The sequence below is a fragment of the Blautia schinkii genome, assembly GCF_013304825.1.
GTDB lineage: Bacteria > Bacillota > Clostridia > Lachnospirales > Lachnospiraceae > Blautia_A > Blautia_A schinkii_B.
In genome coordinates this window covers 1-21,067 of sequence record NZ_JAAWUO010000019.1, presented here as the reverse complement: position 1 = coordinate 21,067, position 21,067 = coordinate 1, and the positions used below count along the sequence as shown (strand labels likewise).

Here is a 21,067-nt window from a genome sequence, read left to right as displayed (position 1 = left end):
CTTACTCCCTGCCTAAAATTTTCAAATAGTGTATACCGTCTTTCTGTTCAATATCCTCCACCATAGCTTCTGCATCACCTTCACCTGGAAGGATATCAACGCTCAGCGTCAGTGTTGCAACTCCGTTAATAGGAATACTCTGATGTATGGTCAGGATATTACCGTGAAAACGGGCAATCGTCTGCAGCACCATTGATAAAAGTCCCGGCTCGTCGTCCATCTGAATAATAAAGGTGATGGTCTTTCCCCTGGTCTCCTCGTGGAAAGGAAAAATATCGTCCTTATATTTGTAAAAAGAGCTGCGGCTGATCCCGGTCTTTTCAGCTGCTTCCTGAACAGTTGCCACCCTTTTTGATTCGATCAGTCTCTTGGCTTCCACAACTTTCAGAAGCACTTCCGGCACTGCCCTCTCTCTTACTACATAGTATTTTTTCTTCTCAACCTGTTTCTGCATAGCAACCTCTTCTGTCCGTTCTATAAAGACAACTGTTTTTGTACAAGAGATATATTATCATAATAAAAGAAACTCCACAAGCATTTTTTTGCCTGCGGAGTCCTTGTATTGCTGTGGCCAGCTTCCTGGCCAGCAATCCTGGTCATCTTTATAGGGTTCCGTGACAGTAATGTTATTCTTTCTTTTTCGCCAGCGCGATCCATTTCAGGTATGCATTGATAAAGATATCAATACCGCCGTCCAGAACTGCGTCAACATTACCGGTTTCCTCGTTGGTACGGTGATCTTTCACCATAGTATATGGCTGCAGGACATAAGAACGGATCTGGTTTCCCCAACCGATATCTGTCACTTCGCCTCGAATGCCGGAAAGCTTCTCCTCAGCTTCCTGCTGCTTCAGAAGATACAGCTTGGCCTTCAGCATCTGCATGGCCTTGTCCTTGTTCATGTGCTGAGAACGCTCATTCTGGCACTGTACCACGATTCCTGTCGGAAAATGGGTGATACGAATCGCGGAAGACGTCTTATTAATATGCTGTCCACCGGCACCGCTGCTTCGGTAGGTATCAATACGGATATCATCATCATTAATCTCTACGTCCAGATCTTTCTTGATATCCGGCATAACATCACAGGATACAAATGATGTCTGTCTCTTACCTGCTGCGTTGAACGGTGAAATACGTACAAGACGGTGAACACCTTTCTCGGATTTCAGATAACCGTAGGCATTCTCTCCGTTTACCTGGAAAGTTACAGATTTCACTCCGGCCTCATCACCGTCAAGGTAATCCAGCACCTCAAGCGCAAATCCTTTCTTCTCTGCCCATCTGCTGTACATACGGTAAAGCATTCCGCACCAGTCGCATGCTTCTGTTCCGCCTGCTCCTGCATTCAGCTTGATAATGGCATTCTCTCCATCATATTCTCCGGAAAGCAGTGTCTTCACACGGATACTGTCAAAACTTGCCTGGAATTCATCCAGCATCTCCTGGATCTCCGGGATGATCTCGGGATCATTCTCCTCATATCCCATCTCGATCATGGTTTCCATATCTTCCATCTGTGTTTCCAGATTATGGTATGTCTCAATATCGTCCTTGAGACTCTTTAACTGTTTCATCTTCATCTGGGATACTTCTGCATTATCCCAGAAATCAGGCGCTTCCATCTCGCGCTCTAATTCTTCGACCTTCTGCTCTTTATTAGCGAGGTCAAAGTGAATCCCTCACTTCCACTAATGGCTCTGTGTATGTTGCAAGAATACTCTTGAACTGATCTAACTCAACCACAGCTTCACCTTCTTTCTATATATTGATGCAGGAAATCCTGCCTGTCTTATACAATACCATATGGACATGAAAATTACAACGAAAACGTGGCTCAGGCATTTCTATTTTATCTGTGACAGTTTATAGATATCCTCTCTGCGATGCTTCAGAAACGGCAGCTGCTCACGGACTTTTTTCACCTCATCCAGATCCAGCTCCACGATCTTAACTCCAGGTTTCTCGTCCATTTGCATGAGGACTTTTCCCCAGGGATCTGCGGCAATGGAATGCCCCCAGGAATGATATCCTGCGTTCATGTCCCTGGCTGGTGCGGCTCCGATGGTGTATACCTGATTGTCTACGGCTCTCTGACGGAACATCAGCTCCCAGTGGAGAGGGCCTGTTGTCATGTTAAAAGCAGCCGGCACAATGATGATTTCTGCACCTTTATCTGTCATCAGTCTGGCAAGCTCCGGGAAGCGGAAATCGTAGCAGATACAAAGTCCTATTCTACCAAATTCCGTATCAAAAACTGTCACCTGGTCTCCTGGTGTGAGTGTATCGGATTCTTTAAAATACTGGCCACCTTTTACATCAATATCAAAAAGATGCATTTTTCTGTGTTTCCCGATCTGATGTCCCTTTCTGTCAAAAACATAGGAGGTATTGTAAATATGTCCGGCCTCATCCCGCTCAGGCACGCTTCCTGCTATGAGATAAATCCCATGATCTGCTGCCAGCCAGGAACATTTTTCCCATGTATCTCCACCCTCTGGCTCGGCATATTCCGGGAAGTATTTATTCTCATAGGGACAGCAGAACATTTCGGGCAGGACTGCCAGATCGATGTCTTTGAGCTCCGGATCGGCGAGAAGTTCTTCTGCCTGGGTGATGCTGCGGGATTTTTCCTTGTATACATGTGTCTGGAGAATTGCTGTTTTTATAATTGCCATACCCATCACATCCTCTCTCTGATTTTATATCATCAATATAATCTCTAATATGCCTCGATACAAAAATAGCCCCACCACGTCATCAGGGTGAGACTATTTTCATCTTCATTCTCAGATCTTAGCAGCCTTACGTCCGCAGCACTGTTTATATTTCTTGCCGCTTCCGCATGGGCACGGATCGTTCGGATATACTTTATCTTCTTTTCTCTGAACAGGTTTCTTCGGGCCTGCGCTGTCATCTTTGTTTGTGCCTGTTACTTTAGCAACCTGCTCACGCTCAATCTTCTGCTCTACATGAACATGATACAGCATACGTACAGTATCTTCCTGGATGGAAGTGATCATATTGTTAAACATTTCGAATGCGCTCATCTTGTACTCAACAACCGGGTCTCTCTGGCCATATGCAGTCAGACCGATACCCTGACGGAGCATCTCCATATCATCGATATGATCCATCCACTTGCTGTCGATACATTTCAGAAGAACAACACGCTCAAGCTCACGAAGCTGCTCCGGCTCCTGGAACTCAGCCTCTTTTGCTTCATAAAGCTTCACAGCCTCTTCTTTCACAATGTGCTTGATCTCGTCTTTCTTATGACCTTTGACCTTCTCAGCTGTCAGCGGTTTGATCGGAATGATCGGAGTGATGGCTGTATTGAACTCATCAAGATCCCACTCGCTGGAATCCATATCATCAGAGAAGCACATATCTGTCATGCTGTCTACGATATCTGTGATCATCTTGTAAATGGCATCACGCATGTTCTCACCGTCAAGTACCTGACGACGCTCCTCATAAATGATTTCTCTCTGCTCATTGTTTACCTGGTCATAATCAAGAAGATTTTTACGGATTCCAAAGTTGTTGAACTCAATCTTCTCCTGAGCTTTCTCGATAGCGTTGGAAAGCATCTTATGCTCGATCTGCTCATTTTCCTCAACCCCAAGAGATGTGAAAACCTTCATCAGTCTCTCAGAACCGAACAGACGCATCAGGTCATCCTCAAGAGAAATATAGAAACGGGATTCACCCGGATCTCCCTGTCGTCCTGAACGTCCACGGAGCTGGTTATCAATACGTCTTGACTCATGACGTTCTGTACCGATGATCTTCAGACCGCCGGCTTCTCTTGCCACATCGTCAAGCTTGATATCCGTACCACGTCCTGCCATGTTGGTTGCAATGGTAACAGCATCTGCCTGTCCGGCCTGTGCTACGATCTCAGCCTCCAGTTCATGGAACTTGGCGTTCAATACGTTGTGCGGGATTCCTTCTCTCTTCAGCATCCTGCTGAGAAGCTCGGAAGTCTCAATGGTGATCGTACCAACCAGTACCGGCTGATGCTTCGCATGTGCTTCTTTAACAGATTCTACAACTGCATTGAATTTTTCTTTCTTTGTCATGTAAACAGCATCGTCAAGGTCTTTACGCTGTACTACACGGTTAGTCGGGATCTCTACAACGTCCATTCCGTAGATATCACGGAACTCTTTTTCCTCGGTAAGGGCTGTACCGGTCATACCGCCTTTTTTGTCATATTTGTTGAAGAAATTCTGGAAGGTGATGGTCGCAAGAGTTTTGCTCTCTCTTTTAACCTTAACATGCTCTTTCGCCTCGATCGCCTGATGAAGACCATCGGAATAACGGCGGCCCGGCATAATACGTCCGGTAAACTCATCAACAATCAGGATCTCATCGTCTTTTACAACGTAATCCTGATCTTTATGCATCAGGTTATGTGCACGAAGTGCAAGGATAATGTTATGCTGGATCTCCAGGTTCTCCGGATCTGCCAGGTTCTCGATATTGAAGAATTTCTCAACCTTCTTGATACCCTGCTCAGTAAGGTTGACAATCTTATCTTTCTCATTTACAACGAAGTCACCTGTCTCGATAACTTCCTCTCCCATGATGGCTGCCATCTTAGTCATCTCATGGCTGGCCTCACCACGCTCCAGCTGCTGTGCAAGGATATCGCACACTTCGTAAAGCTTGGTGGACTTGCCGCTCTGTCCGGAAATGATAAGAGGTGTACGTGCCTCATCGATCAGGACGGAGTCGATCTCATCGATGATACAGTAGTGAAGGTCTCTCTGAACAAGCTGTTCTTTGTAGATAACCATGTTGTCACGAAGGTAATCAAAACCAAGCTCGTTGTTGGTTACGTATGTGATATCGCATCCGTATGCCGCACGGCGCTCTTCCGGCTTCATGTCGTTGAGTACAACGCCTACTGTCAGACCAAGGAACTCATGAACCTTACCCATCCACTCAGCATCTCGTTTAGCCAGGTAGTCATTGACTGTTACAATATGAACACCTTTTCCCTCAAGGGCATTCAGGTATGCAGGAAGTGTGGATACAAGAGTTTTACCTTCACCTGTTTTCATCTCGGCGATACGACCCTGGTGAAGAATGATACCACCGATGATCTGTACACGGTAATGCTCCATTCCAAGTACACGTTTCGCTGCCTCACGTACTGTTGCAAATGCTTCCGGAAGAAGGTCATCCAGTGTTGCCCCTTCTGCCAGGCGTTTCTTATATTCTCTTGTCTTCTCTCGTAACTGCTCATCACTAAGCTGCTGCATCTGAGACTGATAGCTCTCAGTTTTCTCAACCAGCGGCATGATACGCTTTACTTCTCGCTGGCTGCGGGTTCCAAATACTTTTGAAAAAACATTCATGTTTCTGCTCCAATCATCTTAATTCATGCGGATATCCATATTCCGATCCGCTGCATATTCATAAACGCAACCACATTTCAGGACGTGATTCACGTTCAAAACAGGGCTTTTAAGCCTCTTATCTATCCGATTCAGGATCATTCCAGGTCACTGTTGATATCCAGATCACATATGGTATATATTCTACCACTTTCCTGTAATAAAAACAATGAACAATTATTTAATAAATCGTGTACTGTATATCTGTACCGGAGCCTGTATCACTTTCTGACTTTAACAATTTTGATACTTCCCCAGGCACTATAATATATTTTTCCACCTGTCCAGGAATCTCCTCCGACTCCTCATTCATATCCTTCTCAGATATTTCCATAGCTACAGTATCATTAGTGAACTCTGCCGCCATACCAGTTACAGGCGTAGCACTAAAAACTATCTCTGCAGTAAACAGCTTTATCCAGCGTAATACTGCAGAGATATCTTCTTTTTTATTATTTGGTTATTTTCACAGCTTTTACGGCACTCCAGGATGAATACAGCTTCTTCTTACCTGCGGTTTTATAGGTTCGAACTCTTACATAGTAGGTCTTTTTACCTGCAAGGCTCGTTGCTGTATATTTTGTTGTGGAAGCTTTTGTGATGGCTTTTGTTTTTACTCCGCTTTTGAAGGTTTTGTTTGTGGAGTACTGAACTTCGTAACCAGTTGCATAGCTATTCTTCTTCCACTGGAGATCCAGCTTTCTTGTTTTTATGTTGCTGCATTTCGTGAATGATGTCGCCGAAGGATTCACGGTTACTGTAACAGTTTTTTTCGCTGACTTATAGTTCTTGGATGCTGCTGATGTGATGGTGATCGTAGCTGTTCCTGTAAAATTCGCCGCAACTGTTACTTTTCCATTCTTATCAACTGCAACACTCTTGTTGCTGGACTTATATGTAAGCTTCGCCTTGTACAGATCCTTTGCTCCCAGAGAGAAGGTCTGCTTCTTTGTGTTCTGGGTTTTCTTTACATTGGAAGCTGTAATTTTATTGCTGCCCGGAACGATCTTAAAGGTTGCCGTCAGAGTTCCCTGATAAGCGCCCTCTATTCCAGTTACCGTTACCGTCGCAGTTCCTACATTTACGTTATTTTTCCAGGTAACTTTGTAATCAAAATCTTCGGAAAGAAACTGGTCTCCAAAATCTCCCTTGTAAGCCTTATCGCGCACATAAAGCTTCACCTTCTGCGCTTTTCCGGTATATGGCATCGTAGTATATCGAAGCGTCAGTTCGCCGTATTTCTCCAGATCTGCGCCGTATACATGTCCGGTCTCCGGATCCCAGGCAGACCAGGTTATCCAGGTTCCGCCATAATCCTTCAGCTTAGCATCAGTCCAGGTTGGATCGTTTTTCGGATAATAAGCAGTCAGCGCTCTGCCGCGGAACATATTTGCTGACATTTCCGGAGCATTTCCATAGAAATAGAGAGAATATATCTGTGTTCCGGCTAAAATGTCATCTTCGATCTTCTTTACATTTTTATCAATGTTGGCATTGCTTCTGTCCCAGTTCTTAAATGTATCCTTTGTAATAACTGTTTTATCTCCGGACGGTGTTGGCGTTGCTGTTGGTTTCGGTGTCGGTATCGCGGTCGGTTTCGGTGTCGGCTTCGCAGTCGGCTTCGGCGTCGGTATCGCGGTCGGTTTCGGTGTCGGCTTCGCGGTTGGTTTCGGTGTCGGCTTCGCAGTCGGTTTCGGCGTCGGTATCGCGGTCGGTTTCGGTGTCGGCTTCGCAGTCGGTTTCGGCGTCGGTATCGCGGTCGGTTTCGGTGTCGGCTTCGCAGTCGGTTTCGGCGTCGGTATCGCGGTCGGTTTCGGTGTCGGCTTTGCAGTTGGCTTCGGTGTCGGCTTTGCAGTTGGCTTTGGTGTTACTCCAAGATTAATCTTGATAAACTTTTCATCGTCCTGGAGATTCGGGCTTGGATGAACCGTGATCCAGAACGAATTTTTCAGATATGCAAAACCATACACATATCCATTGGAATATTTCAGGTCTGCCAGCTTCTCATTTCCGGAACCGTCCAGGTTGATCCTGTACACTGCATCCGGGCCGTTATAATAAAGCTGATTATCATAAAGAACCATTCTCGAATAATTTCCAAGCCACCATCCACCACTTGAGGTTGGCCATTTCATGTCCAAATTTTTGAGCACTTTTTCGGAAGAATCCGAAAGCGTCCGGCGTTTTATCGCCCCTTTTGTATAGTCTATACTATCCATATAATACCAGTAGCCATCCTGATACCACATGGCAGCATTAACATTTCCCCAGAAATAATCCTTATACTTATCCGAGTCAGCTACCGGTGTTTCCTGTTCCGGATCATAACTTGACCAGTCATAATGCTCTTTTTCTTTGATTGCTGCATCACTCAGCATGAAATATTCATGCCGGACCCTTCCAAGTATATCCCAGACAGGATCATCCCAGGTTACATCAACGTGATACCATTTTCCACCGATCTTCAGCATGTTCCAGGCATGATTCATGTTATTGCTGACAACCATTCTGTTCTCAATATTAACATTATTCAAAAGAATATAATATGCATACGCATACCCCTGGCACACAGCTTTTCCTTCCTGCAGAGCACCATATATATTGTATACATTTCCTCCCAGGCTGCCATTTATGTAATCCTTGTACGCATAAGCAATATGCAATACGAGATAATCATGGAGAGCCAGCGCTTTATCCAGATCCGTCATCCCTGGTTTGATCACTGCCAGCGCCTCATCGATCGCATGCTCCAGGTTGTCCGCATCAGAACCATATATGTAGTTTCCATCCTTTCCCATGGATGGGATCTGAACCTCATAAAGCGTAACTGCAAATCCATTCTCCACATCACAGGACTCAAAGCACAGCCAGTAATATTCCGGATGGCGGTTCAGAAACAGCATTACTACATCTGAGATCTGATCTGCCGGGATTCCAAGCGCAGATACGTCCAGCACAGCGCCGCTGTTCTCCACAAGCTCGACAAGTCCCTGTTCCCATTCTTCTTTAAGTACTACGGAAGTTTTTTTCGGGCCAATGGCGCCTTCCTGGATAATACCTTCGTGGGACAAAATAATATTCCCATTCTCCGGCACCTCTCCATCCGAAAACTCTTCTTCTGCATCAGAAAACTCTTCTGCATTCCTCTCCCCGTAAGCCTGTTCCACTTTTCCAATGCTCAATTCTTCCGATTCTTCGTACTCTACATTTTCTGCATCATCGGAAATATCCGCTTCCTTATTCTCCTGCCCGGAAAGTTCATCTGTCTCGTTGGGTTCTTCTAACGTGTTTTCTGTCGCTGTTGTATCGTCACTGAACTCAGCCGCCATACCGGTTACAGGCATGGCAGTCACGCACAATACCGCGCTGAGAACCAATGCTGCGAGCCTCTTTTTCATTCGTACGTCCTCCTTCGTATTTTGTTATTTTCATTATAAATTACTGCTTCAGTTCTGTAAAGTGGACTTTTATACTATAAAAAGGCTCCGGAGACCTGCGGATTTTCCACGCAGATCTCCGGAGCCTCACGCTCAATATTCAGTTTTTATGCAGTAATCAGAATTCAGGCTCGATCAGTCCGTAAGTATTACCTTTACGTTTATAAACTACGTTAACCTGCTCTGTCTCCGCATTGAAAAATACAAAGAAGTTATGTCCAAGAAGCTCCATCTGTACGCATGCATCTTCCGGATACATTGGTTTAATTCCAAATTTCTTGGTACGGATGATCTTAACTTCCTCATCCTCTTCATAATCCTTATCAAGATATGCCTTCTGGAAGTTTGTGGATTCCTGCTGTCTGTCAACAATCTTGTTCTTGTATTTACGAAGCTGACGCTCAATTACCTCTTCAACCAGATCGATGGATACATACATATCATTGCTTACCTGCTCGGAACGGATAATGTTGCCTTTCACAGGAATTGTTACCTCGATCTTCTGGCGATCCTTCTCAACGCTTAAGGTTACTGAAATTTCAGTTTCAGGAGTGAAATACCTTTCAAGTTTACCAAGCTTGTCCTCAACAGCTGTTTTAAGTCCTTCTGTTACTGCTATATTCTTTCCACTAATAATAAATTTCATGACTTCCATCCCCTTTGCTGTTTTATGTTGTCATTATAACACATAAAGTTAAATTTTAACATCACTTTTCAAAAATTTCACAAATTTTTTCTAAAATTATTTGATATATTTCTGCAAAAGGTTTTTTTTGTCGCGAATGCGCAACTATTAGAGCAGTTTAACAAAATCAATAATCAGCTGTAGAATTTCCTTTAGTGCATTGCTGCCAGAACTTCAAACGGTATGCTGCCGCCAAAAATATCCAATGCACTGCCAACCGTCACATCCAGACGGCCTTTTCCTGCTTCACGCAGAACTTCAATATCCTCCATGGAGCCAACTCCACCTGCGTAAGTTACCGGATGCTCCGTATACTGTCCCAGAAGCTCTGCGAGATCTTTTTCCACACCGTGGGCCTTGCCTTCCACATCCACAGCATGAACCAGAAACTCATCACAGTAGCTTCCAAGCTTCTCCATCAGTTCCAAAGTCACGATCTCCTCTGTGAACCTCTGCCATCTGTCTGTGACAATATAATATTCTCCATCTCTTTTGCGACAGCTTAAATCCAGCACAAGACGTTCCTTTCCTACGACATCTCGGATCTTCGTCAGATTCTCCCACGAGATCACGCCGTTCTTAAAAACATAGGAAGTTACGATCACATGACTTGCACCTGCATTCAGATATTCTGCCGCGTTTTCCGGACAGATACCTCCGCCGATCTGAAGCCCACCCGGATAGCCGGAAAGTGCCAGCACAGCCTGCTCTCTTGTTGCCTCATAATATGGGGAATCCTTTCCGTTCAGCAGGATCACATGTCCACCCTTTAATCCTGCCTTCTTATATAATCCCGCATAAAAAGCAGCATCCTGTTCTGACACAAAATTCTCTGCCGCCTGGTCGCCCTGGTCTTTCAGGCTCCCTCCCACGATCTGTTTCACCTGGCCGTTATGTATATCAATGCATGGTCTGAATTTCATAGTCCTTATCCTCCGTTCTTCTTTCCATGCACTGATAATAGCATCTGAGACAGTTTTATGCAATGCTGTGGTAAAATATCTGCCGGAACCATTTATTTTTCACTGCTGATCCCGAAATTAACAATAACTCTATCTTCCTTCTACTGCATTACCAACTGCATTGCCAATATCGTCTACTGCATTGCCAACGCCATCGCCCAGATCCTTCACGCTGTCACCAAGCTCACCGGATACGGTTCCGTCATTTCCTTTATTTCCGGTCCCATTATCTCCAGTCCCTTCTGTTCCAGGTGTCACAGCTGCATCATTCCCGTTATTTCCTGTATCTGATGTTCCTGCTCCTGGAGTTACAGTAAGATTTCCGCCGGCCATCTCATTATTGTCTGTACCAGAATCCTCAATGATTCCACCATTATCCATCACACCATCATTATCAGCATCATTGTCCATGATCTCATCATCTGCTGCATCATTTTTGTTTTTGTCTTTTGTATCTTTTTGTGCATCATCCACAGTCTCATCCGCATTGTTTACCTCTGTCCCGCAGGCTGTAAATGTACAGAGAGACAGTGTGAGCAAAGTGCCGAAAAGAATTGCCTTCCATTTTTTCATATGATCTTCTCCTTTTTTGAAAAATTTCTGTATTCATAATATGGCACATTTCCTGATTTCCTATGCTGGGAAATTTTTCAAAAAAACAGCAGACCGAACATTCGCACTCCGCTTCACAACACGCAAAACGGGTTCTGCTTTTACACAGAACCCGTTATCATCACTTATATTTTTTATCAGGATCAGCCGATCACGTCACTCATATCGTAACGTCCTGCCGGTTTGCCCGCAATGAATTTCGCTGCTTCCACAGCACCTTTTCCAAAAATAGCCTTGGAATAAGCTGTGTGCTTGAACTCAATCACCTCGTCCTGTCCTGCAAAGATCACCTCATGCTCACCTACGATAGTACCGCCACGAACTGCAGAGATTCCGATCTCCTTATCATCACGTTTCTCACGTTTCTGGCTGCGGTCATATACATAGTGATACTTATTGTCCATTGCCTCATTCAGACTGTCAGCCAGTGCCAGAGCGGTACCGCTTGGTGCATCAACCTTCAGGCGGTGATGCTTCTCAACGATCTCCATATCAAATCCTGCTGCTGCAAGAACCCTGGCAGCATCCTGGACCAGTTTCAGAAGTGTGTTGATACCAAGAGACATATTTGCAGATTTCAGCACTGCAACCTTCCTGGATGTTTCCTCTACCTTTGCAAGCTGCTCCTCGCTTAAGCCTGTGCTGCAGAGAACAACCGGAATCTGACGTGCTGCGCTGTACTCAAGAAGCTTGTCTGTTGCTTTTGCAGAAGAGAAGTCGATGATGGCATCTGCTTCTGTCTGACATGCGTCAATATCGGTAAATACCGGATAGCTGTTTTTTCCCTGGTCTGCAATGTCGATACCTGCCACGATCTCAGCATCCGGATCTTTCTCCACGATGTCGCTGATCACCTGACCCATATGTCCGTTGCAGCCGTGCATGATAATTTTTACCATAGTATGTTTCTCCTTTACCTTCCGCTTACAGTCAGATTATTCAGCAAGCTTAAGACCGAATTTCTCGATTTCTTTTGCAAGAGCTGCTTTTGTGTTGTCTTCCATATCACAAAGCGGCATACGAAGTGGTCCTACATTCATTCCCATAAGATTCATAGCTGTCTTAACAGGGATCGGGTTAACCTCACTGAACAGGGCATTGATCAGCGGAATAGCCTTCAGCTGATCCTCAGCTGCACCCTTTGTATCACCGTCGAAATATTTCATAACCATATCATGTGTATACTTCGGTGCAACGTTGGACAGTACGGAGATTACTCCAAGTCCACCCAGAGAAAGAATCGGGAGAATCTGGTCATCATTTCCGGAGTAAAGCTCAAGCTGTCCGTCAGCCAGAGACATCATCTTGGCGATCTGGGAAAGATCTCCTGTAGCTTCCTTGATTCCGACAATGTTCTTCACATTCTTGGCAAGGTAAGCTGCTGTAGCCGGCTGGATATTGCAGCCTGTACGGCTCGGTACATTGTACATAATGAGCGGAGTTTCCGGAACTGCATTGGCAATTGCTGTGTAATGAGCGATAAGCCCCTTCTGTGTAGCCTTGTTATAGTAAGGTGTTACGATAAGAAGAGCATCTGCGCCATAGGAAGCAGCTTCCTTGGACATCATGATCGCTGTCTCTGTACAATTGGAACCTGTTCCTGCGATTACAGGCACACGTTTGTTAACCTTATCGATAGTGAACTTGATCGTCTGAAGGTGCTCTCCGTGTGTCAGAGTAGAAGATTCTCCTGTGGTTCCGCAGATAACGATGGCGTCTGTGCTGTTCGCGATCTGATCCTCAAGAATCTCCTCAAGCTTCTCATAATTTACCTTACCGTCTTCATGCATAGGTGTTACGATTGCAACGCCTGCCCCTTTAAAAATTGCCATTTGTCTTCCTCCTTCTTTCTTCTGTGAAATATTGCTTATTCCCGTTCCTGGCCGGTCAGCTCTGTTGTTATTGTGGTAATACTGTCCACATAAGGCTTCAGAGCGTCCGGAAACCAGCGTCCGGTCATAATTATATGCATACTTTCATCCTTCTGCTTAAGCATATCGATGATCGTCTCAACTGGAGCGATTCCTTTATCCATAAGCCCGAGGATCTCATCCAGCAGCAGAAAATCACACTCGCCGGTAGCAATTACCTTCCGTGCAAAGTTAAGACCATTAAGAATGTTCGTCCTCTCCTCAGCCTTCTCCTGCTCACTCAGGTCATTATAGCAGGTGTCCATTTTTTCGAAACGGAAAATCTTAAAATCAAGATTATCCAATTCCTCAAGAAAATCCAGTTCTCTACGTTCCCTGCCCTTAAGAAACTGTATGATGATCACACTCTTTCCCTGTGCGGCAAAACGCAGTCCCTGACCAAGAGCCAGTGTTGTCTTTCCTTTCCCGTTCCCGCAATAAACCTCTGTTATTTCTCTTTCCATGATTCTTCCTCTTACTGTTAGTGAAACCGGTAATTCCCCATTTTTAATAATTTTTTTTATATTACCGCAGATTGGCCGGAAATGCAAGTAGTACCTTAATGTTCTCAGCAATATTCCATAACATTTCCAATGTTACTCAACATATTCCAATTTGCTAACCGAAACTTCATAGGCTATCCTTTTTTCTGTCTCATTTTCATTGATCCGCTTCATATATTCCCTGCTCTGTATTCTGCCCCAGATCAGTACATGACCGCCCACCTCAAAAGCAGACGCATATCTGGCATTTCTTCCCCAGCATATACAAGGTATGTAATCAGATTTTCCATAAGGGCGGTTAACTGCCATGAGAAGATCAGCGATTTCTCTTCCAAGAGGTGTTTTTCTGTATACAGGAGGTTTGCAGATATAGCCGTCCAGAAAGATCTGGTTCACAGGCATGGAATCATCTTCCTCCCCCACAAACTTCACTTCCCTTGCAAAAACAGAAAGCACAAGCCTGTTTCTTTTTTCCTCATGACGGTTATAGGACCGGAACTGTCCGTGGATCTCAATATATTCTCCCACGTAATCCTGTGTAATATCTATCAGGCGTTCAGATACCATGACCGGAATCCTGTCCTCTGAATCGCTGAGACGTTTTACCAGGATATCCATCATATAAAAGCCTTCTCCAAAGACCTGATGACTGAAGGTAAATCCCGTTGCGATCCGTCCCATAACCGATACCTGATTGTTTTCAATGATTTTATCTGCCATAATTAAGTAACTCCCTTCCTTATCGTATATTTCGTTTATACATGAAGTGTATGTACATTCATACTGTAATATGTCTGAAAAATGAAAAACTAAAAATATTTTTTTATCTCTTGTAATCTGAAAAAAATGTGATAGACTATAAATTTGGACATCATTTTTAACAAAAAGATTACTTATTATATGGAAAGAAAGGATTTTGATTATATGAAGACCAAGCGCGAAGATGTTCGTAACGTGGCCATTATTGCCCATGTCGATCACGGCAAAACAACACTTGTTGACGAGCTTTTGAAACAGAGCGGTGTTTTCCGTGAGAACCAGGAAGTCCAGGAACGTGTCATGGACTCCAACGATATTGAGCGTGAGCGCGGCATTACGATTCTCTCCAAAAACACCGCAGTTCATTATAAGGATGTGAAAATCAATATCATCGATACTCCAGGTCATGCGGACTTCGGCGGCGAGGTAGAGCGTGTGCTGAAGATGGTAGACGGCGTTATTCTTCTTGTGGACGCCTTCGAGGGTGCCATGCCTCAGACTAAGTTTGTACTTCGTAAAGCTCTCGAACTGGATCTGCATGTTATTGTCTGCATCAACAAGATCGACCGTCCGGAAGCACGTCCGGAAGAGGTTGTTGACGAAGTTCTGGAGCTTCTTATGGATCTGGATGCATCTGATGAGCAGCTTGACTGCCCGTTCCTGTATGCTTCCGCAAAAGCCGGCTATGCAGTCCGTAACCTCGATGACAAGCCAGAGAATATGGCTCCTCTTTTTGAGACTATCCTTGAGTCAATCCCTGCTCCGGAGGGAGATCCTGACGGAGATACACAGGTTCTTATCAGCACCATCGACTACAACGAATATGTGGGACGTATCGGTATCGGTAAAGTTGAGCGCGGAACTATTTCCGTAAACCAGGACCTGATGCTTCTGAACCATCATGACCCTGACAAACGTGAGCGTGTAAAGATCAGCAAGCTGTATGAGTTTGATGGTCTGAACAAGGTTGAGGTTAAAAGTGCTACCATCGGTGCTATCGTTGCAATCTCCGGTATTTCGGACATCCACATCGGTGATACTCTCTGTGCAGGAGACAATCCGGAAGCAATCCCATTCCAGAAGATCTCCGAGCCGACACTCTCCATGAACTTCCTCGTAAATGACAGCCCTCTTGCAGGACAGGAAGGTAAATACATCACTTCCCGTCACCTCCGTGACCGTCTCTACCGTGAGCTGAATACCGATGTCAGCCTTCGTGTGGAAGATACAGACACAACAGAATGCTTCAAGGTTTCCGGCCGTGGTGAGCTTCACCTCTCCGTTCTTATCGAGAACATGCGCCGTGAAGGATACGAGTTCGCAGTCAGCAAGCCGGAGGTACTTTACCACACAGACGAGCGCGGACGTAAACTCGAGCCGATCGAGATCGCATATGTTGACGTTCCGGAGGAATTTTCCGGTACCATCATCCAGAAGCTCAGCGAGCGTAAAGGTGAGCTCCAGGGTATGAGCACAGCAAGTGACGGAAGTGTCCGTCTTGAGTTCTCCATCCCTTCCCGTGGACTGATCGGATTCCGTAATGAATTCCTTACCTCCACCAAGGGTACCGGTATCCTGAATACCATGTTTGACGGATATGCACCTTACAAGGGAGATTTCCCGTACCGTAAACAGGGATCCCTCATCGCATTTGAAGCTGGTGAGACTGTTACTTACGGACTTTTCTCCGCTCAGGAGCGTGGTACTCTCTTTGTCGGACCTGGAGAAAAAGTTTACAGCGGTATGGTCATCGGACAGAACGGAAAGGCTGAGGATATCGAGCTGAATGTCTGCAAGACAAAACACCTTACCAACACACGTTCCTCTTCCGCTGATGATGCTCTGAAGCTTGTTCCGCCTAAGATCTTAAGTCTCGAGCAGGCCATCGAGTTCATCGACCAGGATGAGCTTCTTGAGGTAACACCTACAAGCCTTCGTATCCGTAAACGTATCCTGGATTCCAGAGACAGAAAACGTGCTGCATTCCGCAAAAGCTGATAGGATTTTGACGATATTTTATCATTTACCGGAATCCGGCAGTGTTTTGCTGTGACAGGGTATTCGGATATATCTTTGACATAATTTATACGACTGCCATATGGGAGTGTTCTCCTGTGTGGCAGTTTTTTTTGAAAAAAATCTCCTGGCTTTCCCAGAAACCATCAGAAATCCCCCTTTACTTTGCCTTATATTTCCCTAAATTATTTTTGAATTGTTCTGAAAACTCAAAAAATTTCAGATTTTTTTATCTCTTATGGTTTTCCACTTTAGCGCGATATTATGTTTTTGTGAATTATTTATCAAAATATCGAGATATCTTTGTTAATTTTTTATCACATCCGCTATTGACGTATTATATCCGTTGAATTATAATGGTTTCATGATCGATTGATAAAAGTTTAACGTTATTTTTTTAACTTCTATAGCGTTTTGTCTTTTGCCCGCCCCTCATATGTATGCATGTTTTTTGTCAGTGCTGACAAATAATTAACATGTATTTTGTGCACAATGCTGAATTTCATTTTTTTTACAAACTGTTTTTCAAGAGATTCAGACAGCTGCAAAGTAAAATTTACAGTATTTTCCCACAATTTTCAGTTCGTCATTTTGCACATAGTGGCAAAATTCTGAATTTGCGTTTTATTCTGAATTTTGATACTATATCAGTATCAAAACAGAAAATTCAATCAGATTGAATCAAAAAACGAGAACGCAGCGCGGGGACTTACAAAAAAACTCTGCAGCATCTGCCGGTCAAAAAAAGACAACCGCAGAACCACAGACTATCATCATATGAAAACAGGAGGATTCCACATGGCAAAGAAAGATACTATCCCTACCATTATTGACACTCCAGAAGCCCTGACCGCGAAAATGGCAGCAATGAAAGAAGCACAGAAAATATTCGCCACCTACACACAGGAGCAGGTTGACAAGATTTTCAAGGCAGCTGCTACTGCTGCTGACAAGATGCGTATTCCACTGGCTAAAATGGCTGTTGAAGAGACCGGCATGGGAATCATGGAAGACAAGGTTATCAAGAACCATTACGCAGCAGAGTACGTTTACAATGCTTATAAGAACACTCAGACATGTGGTGTTGTAGAAGAAGACAAGGCATACGGGATTAAGAAGATCCTTGAGCCTGTAGGACTGATTGCCGCAGTTATCCCGACAACCAACCCGACTTCCACAGCAATCTATAAATCCCTTATTTCACTGAAAACACGTAACGGTATCATCATCAGCCCGCATCCGCGTGCCAAAGGATCTACTATCGCAGCCGCTAAGGTTGTTCTTGACGCAGCTGTTGCTGCAGGCGCACCGGAAGGAATCATCGGATGGATCGATATCCCGAGCCTTGAGCTTACCAACATGGTAATGCAGAATGCAGACATCATCCTCGCTACCGGTGGTCCCGGAATGGTTAAGGCAGCTTACTCCTCAGGTAAACCGGCTGTTGGTGTCGGACCTGGAAATACACCTGCCATCATTGATGACAGCGCAGATATCCGTCTTGCAGTTAACTCCATCATTCACTCCAAGACATTTGACAATGGTATGATCTGTGCTTCCGAGCAGTCCGTAACTGTTCTGGAAAGCATTTATAAAGAAGTTAAAGAAGAATTCCTTTACAGAGGATGCTATTTCCTCAAGAAAGACGAGATCGAGAAAGTCAGAAAAACGATCCTTATCAATGGCGCACTGAATGCCAAGATCGTAGGACAGAAAGCAACTACTATCGCAGAGATGGCCGGCGTTACTGTTCCGCCACAGACCAAGATCCTGATCGGTGAGGTTGAATCCGTTGATATCAGCGAGGAATTCGCACATGAGAAGCTTTCCCCTGTACTTGCAATGTACAAGGCTAAGAATTTTGACGATGCTATCGCAAAAGCTGAGCGTCTTGTTGCAGACGGTGGCTATGGCCATACCTCTTCCCTCTACATCAACGTAAATGAAACAGAAAAAATGGATAAATTCGAGGCAGCTATGAAAACCTGCCGTATCCTTATCAATACACCTTCTTCCCAGGGTGGTATCGGCGACCTTTACAACTTCAAGCTTGCTCCATCCCTTACTCTTGGCTGCGGTTCCTGGGGCGGCAACTCCGTATCCGAGAACGTTGGTGTTAAACATCTTCTCAATACCAAGACCGTTGCTGAAAGGAGAGAGAATATGCTCTGGATGAGAACACCGGAAAAAGTTTACTTTAAGAAAGGCTGTATGCCGGTTGCTCTTGATGAGCTCGGTACTGTTATGGGCAAGAAACGCTGCTTCATCGTAACAGACTCCTTCCTTTATAAGAACGGCTACACCAAACCGATCGAAGACAAGCTGGATCAGATGGGTATCGTACACACATGCTTCTCTGATGTAGCACCAGACCCATCCCTTGCTTCCGCAAAAGCAGGTGCCAAAGCTATGACAGCATTCGAGCCGGACTGCATCATCGCTCTTGGTGGCGGTTCTGCAATGGATGCCGGCAAAGTTATGTGGATGCTTTATGAGAATCCGGACGCTGATTTCTCCGATATGTCCATGGATTTCATGGATATCCGAAAGAGAGTTTACACTTTCCCGAAGATGGGTAAAAAAGCTTACTTTGTAGCGATCCCGACATCCTCCGGTACAGGTTCCGAGGTTACACCTTTCGCCATTATCACAGATCAGGACACCGGCGTTAAGTGGCCGCTGGCTGATTACGAGCTCCTTCCGGATATGGCGATCGTAGATACCAATAACATGATGAGCGCACCTAAGGGACTTACCCGTGCTTCCGGTATCGACGTTATGACACATGCCATCGAGGCTTATGTTTCCATGATGGCTTCTGATTACACAGATGGTCTCGCACTGAAAGCGATCAAACTGGTATTCGAGTATCTGCCACGCGCATACAAGGATGGCAACGATGTAGAAGCAAGAGATCATATGGCTAACGCTTCCTGCATGGCAGGTCTCGCATTTGCCAATGCCTTCCTTGGAGTAAACCACTCCCTTGCTCACAAGCTTGGTGCTTTCCACCACCTGCCGCATGGTATTGCAAACGCGGTTGTTCTTCTGGATGTTATGCGCTACAACAGTGCCGAGGTTCCGACTAAGATGGGTACATTCCCACAGTATCAGTATCCGAAGACACTTGCACGCTATGCTGAGATCGGACGTTCTGTAGGTCTTACAGGCAAGAACGATGCAGAAGTATTCGAGAAGCTTCTTGCTAAACTGGATGACCTTATGAGAACTATTGAAATACTTCCTACAATCCGTGACTACGGTGTAGATGAAAAATACTTCCTTGAGACTCTGGATGATATGTCCGAGCAGGCCTTCAACGACCAGTGTACCGGTGCCAACCCGAGATATCCACTGGTATCTGAGCTGAAAGATATCTATCTGAAAGCATACTACGGAGAAGCGCCAAAGAAAGAAGATAAAAAAGCCAAATAAATGTGGAACACCCCTCTAATTGACGTAGCCGGGAGCGATTGACTCCCGGCTGCGTCTCCTTTGTTTATTCTTTCTTGTTGTTCATTTATTTCAGGCCATACTCTGCCGCAAGCTTCTTAAACTCAGGAAGAGAATTGACGATCGTCTCATAAGATACACAATACGCAAGTCTCACATAACCAGGGCATGCAAAAGAGCTTCCCGGTACCATGAGGATATTGTATTTCTTACCTGCTTCGCAGAAAGCTTTTTCATCTGCTACCGGTGATTTCACGAACAGATAAAAAGCTCCCTGTGGCTTGATACACTCAAATCCACACTCTTTCAGGCCATTGTAAAGTGCCTGACGGTTCTTATCATAAGCTGCAAGATCAGTCTTGGCATCTACACATTTCGCAACTACTTTCTGGATCAGGGACGGTGCATTTACACAACCAAGTGTACGGTTTGCGATGGTTGCTGCTGAGATCAGCTCTTCGCTTCCATCTGCCTCATCCGGGATCACCAGATATCCGATACGCTCTCCCGGAAGGGAAAGAGATTTGCTGTAGGAATATCCAACAACCGTATTGTCATAGTATTTGGTCAGGTACGGAACCTCAACGCCATCATATGCAAGTTCACGATACGGCTCGTCAGAGATCAGATAGATCACTGTTCCGAATTCCTTCTGCTTTGCTTCCAGAATTGCAGAAAGTTTCCTGATTGTTTCTTCTGAATATACAACTCCTGTTGGATTATGAGGTGTATTTACAATGACAGCTTTTGTCTTCGGTGTGATCTTTTTCTCAAACTCAGCAAGATTCGGCTGGAAGGTTGCAGTATCCGGAGAGATTTCCACAAGGACACCATCATAATTGCGGACATATGCACCGTACTCCAGGAAATATGGTGCAAAAACGATCACTTCTTCTCCCGGATTCAGGATTGTCTTCAAAATCACGTTCAGTCCGCTTGCTGCTCCAACTGTCATGATCAGGTTCTTTGCAGAAAATTTCGTATCAAAGCGCTTGTTGAGGGATTCTGCGATAGTCTGGCGTACATCCTCAAAACCTGCATTGCTCATATATCCGTGAAGAACCGTCGGATCTGTCTCATTAACAAGCTCAATGATCGCCTCGCGTACACAATCCGGAGCCGGCACACTCGGGTTTCCAAGGCTGAAGTCAAATACCTTATCTGCGCCGTATTTCGCACGGAGACGGTTGCCTTCTTCAAACATCATACGGATGGCAGAATTATTTTTTACATAGGGTTTCATTTTTTCTGATATCATGGTGGTTCTCTGCCACTCAAAATGTGATTAAACATACTCACATCGAGATAATGCGGATTCTCAC

General features: G+C 44.9%; 15 protein-coding genes. 2 read left to right on the top strand and 13 right to left on the bottom strand.

The genetic code is table 11. The annotated features are described in order from the left end of the window. Position 1: 1 nt before the first annotated feature. The 12 genes from HFM85_RS13655 to HFM85_RS13600 form a co-directional block, all read right to left on the bottom strand. On the bottom strand, positions 2-454 hold the full coding sequence (locus HFM85_RS13655) for an ACT domain-containing protein (RefSeq protein ID WP_173738776.1): 453 nt from the start codon (positions 452-454) through the stop codon (positions 2-4). A 172-nt stretch (positions 455-626) separates the two neighbouring features. Further along, positions 627-1,746, bottom strand: a protein-coding gene (prfB, locus tag HFM85_RS13650; protein WP_118061801.1) for a peptide chain release factor 2 whose coding sequence is annotated in 2 segments (ribosomal slippage) — positions 627-1,670 and positions 1,672-1,746 — 1,119 coding nt in all. Because the reading frame shifts where the segments join, the coding sequence is not laid out codon by codon here. 101 nt (positions 1,747-1,847) lie between these two features. Then, positions 1,848-2,678: a carbon-nitrogen hydrolase family protein gene (locus HFM85_RS13645; RefSeq protein WP_173738775.1), complete on the bottom strand. Its 831-nt coding sequence runs from the start codon at positions 2,676-2,678 to the stop codon at positions 1,848-1,850. A gap of 111 nt (positions 2,679-2,789) precedes the next feature. Further along, a complete protein-coding gene (gene secA / locus HFM85_RS13640) occupies positions 2,790-5,369 on the bottom strand; it encodes a preprotein translocase subunit SecA (RefSeq protein ID WP_173738774.1) in 2,580 nt (859 codons plus the stop codon). A gap of 491 nt (positions 5,370-5,860) precedes the next feature. Continuing rightward, complete coding sequence (locus tag HFM85_RS13635) at positions 5,861-8,806, bottom strand: transglutaminase domain-containing protein (protein ID WP_173772929.1); 2,946 nt, start codon at positions 8,804-8,806, stop codon at positions 5,861-5,863. A gap of 157 nt (positions 8,807-8,963) precedes the next feature. Then, the gene (hpf, locus tag HFM85_RS13630; protein WP_173738772.1) at positions 8,964-9,491 is read right to left on the bottom strand and encodes a ribosome hibernation-promoting factor, HPF/YfiA family; all 528 of its coding nucleotides are present in this window, start codon (positions 9,489-9,491) and stop codon (positions 8,964-8,966) included. A gap of 191 nt (positions 9,492-9,682) precedes the next feature. After that, positions 9,683-10,453, bottom strand: coding sequence for a phosphoribosylformimino-5-aminoimidazole carboxamide ribotide isomerase (gene hisA / locus HFM85_RS13625; RefSeq protein ID WP_173738771.1), 771 nt, complete (start codon positions 10,451-10,453; stop codon positions 9,683-9,685). A 129-nt stretch (positions 10,454-10,582) separates the two neighbouring features. Continuing rightward, entirely contained in the window at positions 10,583-11,065 is a 483-nt protein-coding gene (locus HFM85_RS13620; protein WP_173738770.1) for a hypothetical protein, read from the bottom strand. Positions 11,066-11,247: 182 nt separating this feature from the next. Next, complete coding sequence (gene dapB / locus HFM85_RS13615; protein WP_173738769.1) at positions 11,248-12,003, bottom strand: 4-hydroxy-tetrahydrodipicolinate reductase; 756 nt, start codon at positions 12,001-12,003, stop codon at positions 11,248-11,250. Between the two features lie 36 nt (positions 12,004-12,039). Beyond that, positions 12,040-12,936: a 4-hydroxy-tetrahydrodipicolinate synthase gene (gene dapA, locus HFM85_RS13610; RefSeq protein ID WP_119240464.1), complete on the bottom strand. Its 897-nt coding sequence runs from the start codon at positions 12,934-12,936 to the stop codon at positions 12,040-12,042. 35 nt (positions 12,937-12,971) lie between these two features. Then, positions 12,972-13,478 carry a cob(I)yrinic acid a,c-diamide adenosyltransferase gene (locus HFM85_RS13605; protein ID WP_173738768.1) on the bottom strand — a complete coding sequence of 169 codons (507 nt, stop codon included), beginning with the start codon at positions 13,476-13,478 and terminating at the stop codon, positions 12,972-12,974. A gap of 132 nt (positions 13,479-13,610) precedes the next feature. Next, positions 13,611-14,237 carry a single-stranded DNA-binding protein gene (locus tag HFM85_RS13600; protein WP_173738767.1) on the bottom strand — a complete coding sequence of 209 codons (627 nt, stop codon included), beginning with the start codon at positions 14,235-14,237 and terminating at the stop codon, positions 13,611-13,613. Between the two features lie 204 nt (positions 14,238-14,441). Here HFM85_RS13600 and typA point away from each other — a divergent pair, with 204 nt between their 5' ends. Both typA and adhE read left to right on the top strand, forming a co-directional pair. Continuing rightward, positions 14,442-16,274, top strand: coding sequence for a translational GTPase TypA (typA, locus tag HFM85_RS13595; protein WP_119240476.1), 1,833 nt, complete (start codon positions 14,442-14,444; stop codon positions 16,272-16,274). An 816-nt stretch (positions 16,275-17,090) separates the two neighbouring features. Beyond that, positions 17,091-19,727 carry a bifunctional acetaldehyde-CoA/alcohol dehydrogenase gene (gene adhE / locus HFM85_RS13590; protein WP_173738766.1) on the top strand — a complete coding sequence of 879 codons (2,637 nt, stop codon included), beginning with the start codon at positions 17,091-17,093 and terminating at the stop codon, positions 19,725-19,727. Positions 19,728-19,812: 85 nt separating this feature from the next. Here adhE and HFM85_RS13585 read toward each other — a convergent pair whose 3' ends face one another. Next, positions 19,813-21,003: a pyridoxal phosphate-dependent aminotransferase gene (locus HFM85_RS13585; protein WP_173738765.1), complete on the bottom strand. Its 1,191-nt coding sequence runs from the start codon at positions 21,001-21,003 to the stop codon at positions 19,813-19,815. Positions 21,004-21,067: the final 64 nt, after the last annotated feature.